The 10,680-nt window shown below is 40.6% G+C and carries 7 protein-coding genes, 1 pseudogene and 1 riboswitch; of the genes and pseudogenes, 5 read left to right on the forward strand and 3 right to left on the reverse strand.

Annotated elements, in window-relative coordinates; all coding sequences use genetic code 11:
* Positions 1–37: 37 nt before the first annotated feature.
* From AB1K80_RS10810 to AB1K80_RS10825, 4 genes are all read left to right on the forward strand, one after another.
* On the forward strand, positions 38–529 hold the full coding sequence (locus AB1K80_RS10810) for a YajQ family cyclic di-GMP-binding protein (protein ID WP_412856627.1): 492 nt from the start codon (positions 38–40) through the stop codon (positions 527–529).
* Positions 530–610: 81 nt separating this feature from the next.
* A riboswitch (SAM riboswitch) is annotated at positions 611–730 on the forward strand.
* Positions 731–808: 78 nt separating this feature from the next.
* The gene (locus AB1K80_RS10815) at positions 809–2,650 is read left to right on the forward strand and encodes a bifunctional homocysteine S-methyltransferase/methylenetetrahydrofolate reductase (protein WP_412856628.1); all 1,842 of its coding nucleotides are present in this window, start codon (positions 809–811) and stop codon (positions 2,648–2,650) included.
* Complete coding sequence (metH, locus tag AB1K80_RS10820; RefSeq protein WP_412856629.1) at positions 2,634–6,065, forward strand: methionine synthase; 3,432 nt, start codon at positions 2,634–2,636, stop codon at positions 6,063–6,065. The genes AB1K80_RS10815 and metH overlap by 17 nt, the downstream gene beginning before the upstream one ends.
* A gap of 109 nt (positions 6,066–6,174) precedes the next feature.
* Positions 6,175–7,119, forward strand: coding sequence for an anti protein (locus AB1K80_RS10825; RefSeq protein ID WP_412856630.1), 945 nt, complete (start codon positions 6,175–6,177; stop codon positions 7,117–7,119).
* Positions 7,120–7,292: 173 nt separating this feature from the next.
* Here the strand turns inward: AB1K80_RS10825 and AB1K80_RS10830 are convergent, their stop codons facing one another.
* Together AB1K80_RS10830 and AB1K80_RS10835 are read right to left on the reverse strand one after the other, a co-directional pair.
* Positions 7,293–7,958, reverse strand: coding sequence for a YczE/YyaS/YitT family protein (locus AB1K80_RS10830; protein WP_412856631.1), 666 nt, complete (start codon positions 7,956–7,958; stop codon positions 7,293–7,295).
* Positions 7,958–8,398 carry a GNAT family N-acetyltransferase gene (locus AB1K80_RS10835; RefSeq protein WP_412856632.1) on the reverse strand — a complete coding sequence of 147 codons (441 nt, stop codon included), beginning with the start codon at positions 8,396–8,398 and terminating at the stop codon, positions 7,958–7,960. The genes AB1K80_RS10830 and AB1K80_RS10835 overlap by 1 nt, the downstream gene beginning before the upstream one ends.
* A gap of 138 nt (positions 8,399–8,536) precedes the next feature.
* Here AB1K80_RS10835 and AB1K80_RS10840 point away from each other — a divergent pair.
* A pseudogene (locus tag AB1K80_RS10840) lies at positions 8,537–8,695 on the forward strand (MarR family transcriptional regulator); the annotation flags it as partial.
* A gap of 164 nt (positions 8,696–8,859) precedes the next feature.
* Here AB1K80_RS10840 and AB1K80_RS10845 read toward each other — a convergent pair.
* The gene (locus AB1K80_RS10845) at positions 8,860–10,674 is read right to left on the reverse strand and encodes an IucA/IucC family protein (RefSeq protein ID WP_412856633.1); all 1,815 of its coding nucleotides are present in this window, start codon (positions 10,672–10,674) and stop codon (positions 8,860–8,862) included.
* Positions 10,675–10,680: the final 6 nt, after the last annotated feature.

The following is a 10,680-nucleotide window of genomic DNA, read 5'->3' on the forward strand; positions in this document are numbered from 1 at the left end:
AGATAAACGCAATATCTATAGTTGGAGGTCATGTAGCATGGCAAAAGAAAGTTCATTTGATATTGTATCGAAGGTCGAATTACCTGAAGTGCAAAACGCCATTCAAACAGCGTTAAAAGAAATCAAAAATCGTTATGATTTTAAAGGGAGTAAAAGTGATATTTCACTAGAAAAAGAAGAGCTTGTGCTTATTTCTGACGATGATTTTAAGCTTGAGCAGTTAAAAGATGTCCTTGTATCAAAGCTCATCAAGCGAAACGTGCCGACGAAGAACATTGACTATGGTAAAAGCGAGCATGCCCTCGGCGGAACAGTGCGTCAGCGCGCCAAACTGATTAGTGGCATTGATAAAGAAAATGCCAAAAAGATCAATAACCTCATTAAACAATCTGGGATCAAAGTGAAATCTCAATTTCAGGATGATCAAGTGCGGGTCACAGGGAAAAATAAAGACGATTTACAAGCGATCATCTCCCTTATACGAAAAGCTGACTTGCCGATTGATGTCCAATTTATAAATTTTCGATAAATTTCAAATTTTCCATTGATTATTTCCAATTTTTTCGATACAGTTGATAAAAGTTCAAATCATTGACATTTTCATATCGCTTTCTTATCAAGAGAGGCAGAGGGACTGGCCCTGTGAAGCCTCAGCAACCGGTGTAAGTAGAAACTTGTTTTCTATGACCAAGGTGCTAAATCCAGCAAGCAACTGCTTGGAAGATAAGGAGAAGAATTACGATACACCCAAAAAGTCTTCTTCTTATCAGAAGGCTTTTTTTGTTACATAGAAATAAGGAGGAATACAATGGGCTTATTACAAGATTTAGAGAACCGCGTATTGATTGCAGATGGTGCAATGGGAACACTCTTATACTCATATGGCATTGACCGCTGCTTTGAGGAATTAAATTTATCGAAGGAAGACGAAGTCAAGAGAGTACACGAAGCGTATGTCCAGGCAGGAGCTGACATCATTCAAACCAATACGTATGGGGCGAATTATATTAAACTATCACGCTACGGCTTAGAAGAGGAAACGAAACGGATCAATACAAAAGCTGTACAAATTGCCAAAGCAGCCGCAGGTTCTGCATATGTCCTTGGGACAATTGGTGGAATTCGAACATTTAACAAAAATGCCTACTCGATCGACGAAATCAAACGAAGCTTTCGAGAACAGTTGTACCTGCTATTAAATGAACAGCCTGACGGATTATTGCTCGAAACCTATTATGATCTTGAAGAAGCAAAAGCCGTTCTCCAAATTGCACGCAAAGAAACGGATCTTCCCATTGTCATGAACGTCTCGATGCATGAACAAGGGGTCCTGCAAGATGGAACACCGCTCAAAGACGGTTTATTGCAAATGTCGTCACTTGGCGCTGATGTTGTCGGGATTAATTGTAGACTTGGCCCTTATCATATGATTCAGGCACTCGAAGGCGTTCCACTTTTAGAAAATTCCCATTTATCTGTCTACCCTAACAGCAGCCTCCCTTCTCTTGAAGAAGGCAGACTCGTCTATGATACAGATAATGATTATTTCAAAAAAAGTGCGTTAGCCTTTAGAAATCAAGGAGCACGCATGATCGGCGGTTGCTGTGGAACAACGCCTCAGCACATTCGCGCTATGGCTGAAGCTGTTCAAGACTTAGCACCGATCACTGAAAAAGAAGTCAAAGTGTTAAAAGAAGAAATCATTTCAGTTCGAGATCAGCGCACAGAACCAGGACTTGATGAGCTAGCGACCAAAAAACGCACGATTATTGTTGAGCTAGATCCGCCGAAGAAGCTGAACTTTGACAAGTTTCTAGTCGCTGCGAATGAATTAAAGAGTGCAGGCATCGATGCGCTAACGCTCGCTGATAATTCTTTGGCCACACCGCGTATTAGCAATGTCGCCTGCGGCGCTTTATTGAAGCAGCAGCTCGATATGCGTTCACTTGTTCATATCACATGTCGTGACCGGAACTTAATTGGGCTTCAATCTCATTTGATGGGTCTGGATACTCTTGGCTTAACCGATATTTTAGCCATTACAGGCGACCCGTCGAAAATTGGCGACTTCCCAGGTGCAACGTCTGTTTATGATTTAACCTCTTTTGATTTGATCCGTCTGATCAAACAATTCAATGAAGGCCTTTCTTTCTCAGGGAAACCGCTCGGGAAAAAGACCAATTTTTCAGTGGCAGGCGCGTTTAATCCAAATGTGCGTCATATTGATAAAGCGGTAAAGCGCCTTGAGAAAAAAATAGAATACGGTGCTGATTATTTCATCTCACAGCCTGTCTATTCAGAAGAACAGCTTGTGAAAATTCATGAGGAAAGCCGCCATTTGGATAAACCGATTTACATTGGCATCATGCCTTTAACAAGTAGCCGGAATGCCGAATTTATTCACCATGAAATTCCCGGTATTAAACTATCTGATTCAATCCGTGAGATCATGGCAAAAGCAGGCGAAGATAAGGAAAAACAACGTATTGAAGGCTTAGCCATCGCTCGCTCACTACTAGATACAGCCTGCGAACTGTTTAACGGCATTTATTTAATTACCCCTTTCCTTCGATCAGATTTAACAGCAGAACTGACAACCTACATCCACGAGAAAGAAAAGGAGCCAAACGCACATGTCAACTATCACTGAACAGCTAGAGAAACGCATCCTTGTCCTTGATGGGGCGATGGGCACAATGATTCAAAACGCAAAGTTATCAGCAGACGATTTTGGTGGCGAAGCGTATGAGGGCTGTAATGAATATTTGAATATCACAGCCCCTCACGTCATCTCCACCATTCATCACGAATATCTTGCCGCAGGTGCAGATTTAATAGAAACGAATACGTTTGGTGCGACGAAACTCGTCCTTGATGACTATGATCTTGGCCATCTTGCCTATGAACTCAATAAAAAAGCAGCACAACTAGCCAAAAATGAAGCAGACCGTTTCTCCACACCAGAATGGCCTCGTTACGTGGTAGGGGCAATGGGACCCACCACAAAAACGTTATCTGTGACAGGTGGTACAACATTTGAAGAGCTCGTCAAAAATTACGAGGAGCAGGCACGCGCCCTCATTGATGGCAAGTGTGACGTCCTCCTTTTAGAAACGAGTCAAGACATGTTGAATGTAAAAGCAGGATTTAAAGGCATTCAAGAAGCATTCCAAGCGACGGGCATCCAATTACCACTCATGGTTTCCGGAACCATTGAACCGATGGGCACTACCCTTGCTGGTCAAGATATCGAAGCCTTTTATATTTCCCTTGAGCATATGAATCCAATCAGCGTTGGCCTCAACTGTGCGACAGGACCAGAATTTATGACAGACCATATCCGCACACTCTCTTCCATTGCCAAATCGGCTGTGAGTTGCTATCCGAATGCCGGTCTGCCAGATGAAGAAGGTCAGTATCACGAATCCCCTGCCTCTCTTGCTAAAAAAATTGCTGCCTTTGCCAAAGAAGGCTGGTTAAACATCGTAGGAGGCTGCTGCGGAACAACGCCAGCTCATATTCAAGCATTATCTGAAGAAGTTCATGCACTCAAGCCAAGAAGCTTGTCTCATGAGCCTTCTCCGCATACTGTTTCCGGGATTGAGCCACTCATTTATGAAGACGCGATGCGTCCCCTTTTTGTAGGTGAGCGAACAAACGTCATCGGCTCTCGGAAATTCAAACGACTCATTGCCGAACAAAAGTTTGAAGAAGCGGCAGAAATCGCCCGTGCACAGGTGAAAAATGGCGCCCATGTCATCGATGTATGTTTAGCAGATCCTGACCGAGATGAATTATTGGACATGGAAGGGTTTTTAAGAGAAGCCATGAAAAAGGTCAAAGCCCCATTTGTCATTGATTCCACTGACAAGCACGTCATTGAAAAGGCACTCACCTATTCACAAGGGAAAGCGATCATTAATTCAATTAATCTAGAAGATGGTGAAGAACGTTTTGAAGAGATTCTCCCTCTTGTCTCATTATATGGCGGCGCCGTTGTCGTCGGCACGATAGATGAAACAGGAATGGCCGTAACGGCAGAACGAAAGCTTGAGATTGCCGTCCGATCCCATGACCTGTTAACGAAGAAATATGGCATTCCCGCCAGTGACATTATTTTTGATCCTCTCGTCTTTCCAGTAGGCACTGGAGATGTGCAGTATATTGGCGCTGCCGAAGAAACGATCAAAGGGATTCAATTGATCAAGGAAACACTACCGGAATGTCTCACCATTTTAGGCATTAGTAACGTCTCTTTTGGTCTTCCACCCGTTGGCAGAGAAATCTTAAATGCTGTTTATTTGTATCACTGCGTCCAAGCAGGACTTGATTATGCCATCGTGAATACAGAAAAACTGGAACGCTTCGCGTCCATTCCAAAGGAAGAAATCAAGTTAGCTGAAGCATTACTTTATGAAACAAATGACCACACCCTTGCAGAATTCACCCAATTTTACCGAGGGAAAAAGAAAGAAGAGAAAAAACCAAAGATCTCCTTACCGCTTGATGAGAGGCTCGCACAATACGTCATCGAAGGCACAAAAGAAGGCTTAATGGATGATCTGGCTCTTGCCCTAGACCAATTTGAATCACCGCTTCATGTCATCAACGGGCCATTAATGCAGGGAATGGCAGAGGTTGGCCGTCTTTTTAATCAAAATGAATTAATTGTCGCTGAAGTGCTTCAATCAGCAGAGGTGATGAAAGCATCTGTTTCGTACCTTGAGCAATTTATGGAAAAGCAACAGACAAGTGGTAAAGGCAAAATTCTTCTTGCCACTGTCAAAGGAGACGTTCATGACATCGGAAAAAACCTTGTCGATATTATTTTAAGCAATAATGGCTTTCAAGTGGTCGACCTCGGAATCAAAGTAACACCGCAAACATTAATTGAAGCCGTCCATAAAGAAAAACCAGATATGATCGGGTTATCAGGATTACTTGTGAAGTCGGCACAGCAAATGGTGTTAACAGCACAAGATTTACAAAAAGCGAACATCTCGGTTCCTATTTTGGTCGGTGGTGCTGCCCTTTCACGAAAATTCACGAAAATGAAAATTTCGCCAAATTATGATGGACCTGTTCTTTATGCGAAAGATGCAATGGAAGGACTTTCACTAGCCAATGACTTAAAAGCAAACCCCCTTCAATTTCAATCAAAGCAATCTGAAGAAAAAGAAGAGGGATTGTTGAAAGAGAAAGACAAAACACAGCCAAAAGCTGTCATTGAGTTACTCGAAAAGCGGGCAGTCCTACCACATGCACCAATTTACACTCCAGAAAGTACAAAACGTCATTATGTACGAGACATTGATTTACACCATATTATGCCGTATGTGAATGAGCAGATGCTCATTGGCCATCATCTCGGTTTAAAAGGAAAAGTAAAAAAATTACTAGCTGAACAGCATCCAAAAGCCCTAGAATTAAAACAACTTGTCACAGATCTGATCCACGAAGGGAGAGAGAAACATTGGTTTGCTCCTGCCTTTGTCTATCAATTCTTCCCTGCGAGCTCCAATGGGAATGATCTTCACATTTTCAATCCAGAGGCGCCTGATCAGATTATTGAAACCTTTCAATTCCCTAGACAGACCAAGCTCCCCTACCGCTCTATTTCGGACTATGTGCGAAAACGTGATGACCACGAAAAGGATTATGTCGCGTTATTTGCTGTAACGGCAGGTTCGCGAATACGAGAGGTTGCACAGCAGTTTAAGGAGGAGGGAGATTATTTAAAAATGCATGCCGTTCAGGCACTAGCACTTGAGCTTGCAGAAGGCTTAGCAGAAAGAACACACCAAGTCATTCGTGACAAATGGGGATTCCCTGATCCAGTCGATTTTACGATGGAAAAGAGATTTCAAGCAAAATACCAAGGGCAACGATATTCCTTTGGTTACCCTGCTTGTCCAAATCTTGAAGACCAGGAAAAGCTGTTTCACCTACTTCAGCCTGAAAAAATCGGGATACATCTGACTGAAGGATTTATGATGGAGCCCGAGGCATCCGTAACAGCCATTGTCGTTTCTCATCCTGAAGCTCGATATTTTAATGTTCATTAAAGAAGAACCTCCGTGATTGGAGGTTTTTTTTAAGAAAAAAGTGGAATAAATATTCATTTTTCCTTTTATTTACCGATAATATCATTGAAAGTAAATGACTAAAAAGGAGATGTTTGTTATTTTTAAAAAGAAGTCCGCTTTTTTACTACTGACTGGCCTACTCATTGCTACACCTCTCTTTCAATCACCTGCACATGCAAGTGAAGCATCATCAAAACAAACAAAAACGTATACAGAAGAAATGGAACACCTTTATCCTGACAGTGCACTTGCAAACAATGATACGATGGAAAACGCTCAAACTTTAATACATTCCCTTCACCTAAACAAAACGTATTATTATCATGAAGGTAGCATGTCTTCGATGGATGACGTCGATTATTACCGTATTAACAGCTCAAAGTTTGATGGCGCAGATGGCCGTTTTTCGATTAAACTAGTGAATGTGAAGTTTGGAAATGATTTTGATCTCTATCTTTACAATAAGAACGGAACGCTTGTGTCCTCTTCTGAACGAACAAACAACCAAAATGAGATCATTCACATGCCAAAAATCTCTGCAAGTACTGAATACTACTTGGCAGTCAAACCAAAGCGTTTAACGAATGAAGATGACAAAACGTATCGAATTGTTTTTGACAAAAGTATTGAAAAAGGAACAACGAAACGCTACGGGTCACCTGCTACGTTAAATAGCTTTAACGAAGCAGGATCTCCAAACTCTTTGTTTGATTTAAGCAGTTTACCACAGGATGCGGTTATAACCGGCATTTCACTAGAGGCTCAAAAAGGCAGTACGAATGCACACAATTATGTATTCAACGTATCTTCCTTAAAAGGTGGAAGTGTGAACGTACCTTGGAACGGACAAAAGGTCGATATTGCTTCCTATAAAACCAGTCAAGTTCCTGCAAAAGACCGTTTCTTCGTTTCATTTAATGCAACAGAAGTGCCACAGTTTGTAGGCGGACGACTCATCAAAGTGGGCGTTGTCTCTATTAAAAACTTGCAACTCTCGTTCGAATACGAATATAACCGTGACATCAATTATTAACAGCACGAAAGGAAAAGGTCTCCCTTTTCCTTTTTTTATATGAGGAAGAAAATAAGCAAATAAGAGAACAACTGAAAGTAGCCTACGCGAATGTTTATAATGAAGGGCAACAATGTTCTCTCCTTCTTCAACTAACGAAGCAGGTTTGTTAAAAAAGTAAGGCAAAAACCATTCTATATTGAATGGTTTTTATCTGAATCATATTTAACTGAAGTACCAGAATTAATTAAAACAAGGTCTAATACTTTTTTAGTAATTGGCATAAAGCAATTAAGTATGAGACCCCCTAAACAAACGGTTAATACAGTTCCAATGCCAATTGGTCCACTGAATATGATTGCCATTATGAAGAATAAGAGATAAATGAATGTTCTCGAAAACAGCATATTCGTTCTAGTTAATTCTTGTATGATTAATGTTAAACGGTCAATTGGAATCGGTGCAAAATTTGTTTGTAAATAAATTGCAGTGCCTAACCCGATAACAACTAAACCAATTCCAAAACAAATAAGTTTACTTAACCATCGTTCAGGTGTTATCAGATTGTGTAACAAGAAAAGCCACATATCAATACCGATCCCCGTTATAAAGGCTGTTACCAACCCCAGAACTTCAGGCCTTTTTCTTTTTAAAAATGCATTACAGCATATCAGAATTAAAGCTACTATGACTTCCCAACTTCCCACAGTAAGACCTACGTTTACAGATAGACCTACCAAAAGTGCATCAAATGGTGATGTTCCAAGGTTTGATTGTATAGTAAGAGAAATACCAAGGGTTAATAGTAAAACTCCTACTATATAGAAAACATATTTCGCTTTACTCAAACTCTTTATCATTATTTTGCAGACAATTCTTTAAGCATGAGAAAATGTGGGATTCCATCTTCCATAAATGGATCAGATGAAGTCCGATAACCAAGTTTTTTATAAAAACCTTCTGCTTGCGTTTGTCCGTGTAATTTTACCTGGGACAGTCCTGATTCTTTTGCTATTTCTTCTAACGCATTAATAATTACTTTTCCAAGACCAAATTTACGGTATGGTTCTAAGATACAAATCCTCTCCAATTTACCTAAGCCATCTTGGGTTCTTATCCTTCCCGTACCGACTGGTTGTTGATTGTAATAGACTAATATGTGCTTACACTGTCCACTCAGCGTGTCAAATTCATCAAACTCATCTTCTAATGGTACGCCCTGTTCTTCAACAAATACTTCTTTTCTTATACGAAATGCTATCTCTAAATCCTCATCTATTATAATTCTTTTTGATTCCAAATGATCTTCATCCCTTTCTGAATTTATTCTTTTTAACAAATCATAATTAGTTCATAACAAAAATAATATATAATTTTTGTTGTATTTACAACAAAAAAACGGGAGTTATGTACAATGACGGAAATTCTTCGTGAAATCACTGAGAAAGGTAAGATAATATATCCGTTTTTAAAGAGAGAAGGAGAGTATTCCATTTCACCAAAAGAAACAAAAGTAATCTTCAATCTTCTTCAAAGGGTTAGAAAAAATATGGAGGCCGAGTGGGAGTTCGTAAAAAAGGGGAACAAGAAGGAATACTCATTAACCAAGTTGGTTGTGAATGAGTGTACTGAAACTAATGGGTGCGTTAGTTTAATAAGAAAGGACATAACATATTCGTCATATAAAATATGTTATGTCCTTTCATTTATTGATCTTTTTTTAAATGAGGTCTTGATAAGTTAATGTCTACAGCTTTTCCTTTAAGACTCACGAACAGATGATAGGACTTGTGCCAGCGCATTCGTTACCTTTCCATGCTCTGACGCATGCGGACGATCATCTCCATCTCCATAACCATAATCAATCATTCGATTACGATTTAAACAAAGCTTCGTGAGCTGTGGCTTGAATAAATCGAATAAGTCAAACCGATCTTTTAGCTGCGGAAATTGCTTCTGATAATGGAGAATTTCCTCTGCTAGCAATTGCCAAAGGGTGGTTTCATCTAACAGCTGATGATTGTCTAACACATTTGATACGTAACGCAGGTTGCATATAAACAGCCCTGTAAAGATAAACTGGACAAGCCCTTCAGGCGGTTCACTGCGTAACACTTCTTTTAAATCTTCTTCTAATGAAGCCAATTCCGGTAGCGGCTGATCGCTAATGTTCACATCATCCACGAAGTCCTTGATCGCCAACCGGTGCGGTATATGATCTTTCAAGACAAGTATCGTATTTTGCCCATGCGGTGAAAAGACCGTGCCATATTGATACATAAAATGTAAGAGTGGTGGCATGACCACACGGAAAAAGGCGGACATCCATTCTTTTGCTGAGAGACCCGATTTTTCAATCAATTGTTTCACATACGGCTCACCGTCATGATCCTCGTATGTCAATGCGGCAAGCGTGACAGGACTTTCTCCTTCATCTAAATACGTATAGATGCTTTCTCTGAAAATCACGCCAAGCATTTCAAGATATTGATAGGGAGCACCAGGCAGCTTGCTATAGTAAGGATGATCGACATTGATACTTGCATTTTCCCCTGGTAAAATCACGCGGCAAACGTCAGATAAAAATGGATCTCGATCAGCGATTCCTTTAATATGTGCCGTAATGCGCGGGGCGATGACTGTCCGCTCTGACGGAAGTCCTCGGTACACGAGTGTATTTAAAATGCTCATTGGCAGTTTGATATGATGCTTGTCTTTATTTGAGATGTTTGTAAAGGTTCTGATGGACTGCTGCGGGATATACTGATCCAGTCCCTCACCTAAATAGACAATACGTCTTAACGCTAAATCCTCTGGGAAATGCTGAATGATCATATGGGTCCACTGCCATTTGTGAACAGGCATCATATAATAGTCAGCGACATTCAAGCCTTCATCCTTTAACACGCGATGAAATTGACGAATCGTTACCTCATCTAACTCTTTTTCAATGAGTTGATCATAATTTTCATGTTCGACCGCATGGAACGAAGCAAGCTCACGGTGTACAGCGATCCAAGAGAGCTGGACACTTTCTTGCCTTTCAGGTGCATAAGCTAAATAGTCTTCATAGCTAAACCCAATACGTCCCTTGTTATACACAATCCATGGATGACCTGTCATTTCTCCTTCAATCCATGCATAATCTGTATCTGTCAATTCATCGGCCCCTAGTGCTTTTTTCGATAGCAAATGAACATCAGCTAAAAGCGTGTGATGAAGCTCTTTGATCAAATGACCTGTGGTGTCAGCAGACATTGGAATGATCGGCTGAATATCTAGTAAAAAGACAATCGCACTGACATCCTTTGTCCATTTCCCCTCATGAAAGCACTCAATTGATTCGGCAATCGTATCATAGCTATCAAACAAGCGTGGCTTTGCTAGATAGCGATATTTCTTCTGTTCATGAATGATTAATTCATATTGAGCTATTCCGTTCCTGCCTTCTAGCTTTACTGGATGAAGCATGTCCTCATACATGTATTCAGACAACATCTTGGCCACCATTCGCTGGTTTGCCTTTTTCCACGCTACAGGGTTCACTGCTTTTTTCAATTCTTCTTGCACATTCATCGCTTC

The sequence above is a fragment of the Bacillus sp. 179-C3.3 HS genome, assembly GCF_047229225.1.
GTDB lineage: Bacteria > Bacillota > Bacilli > Bacillales > Bacillaceae > Bacillus.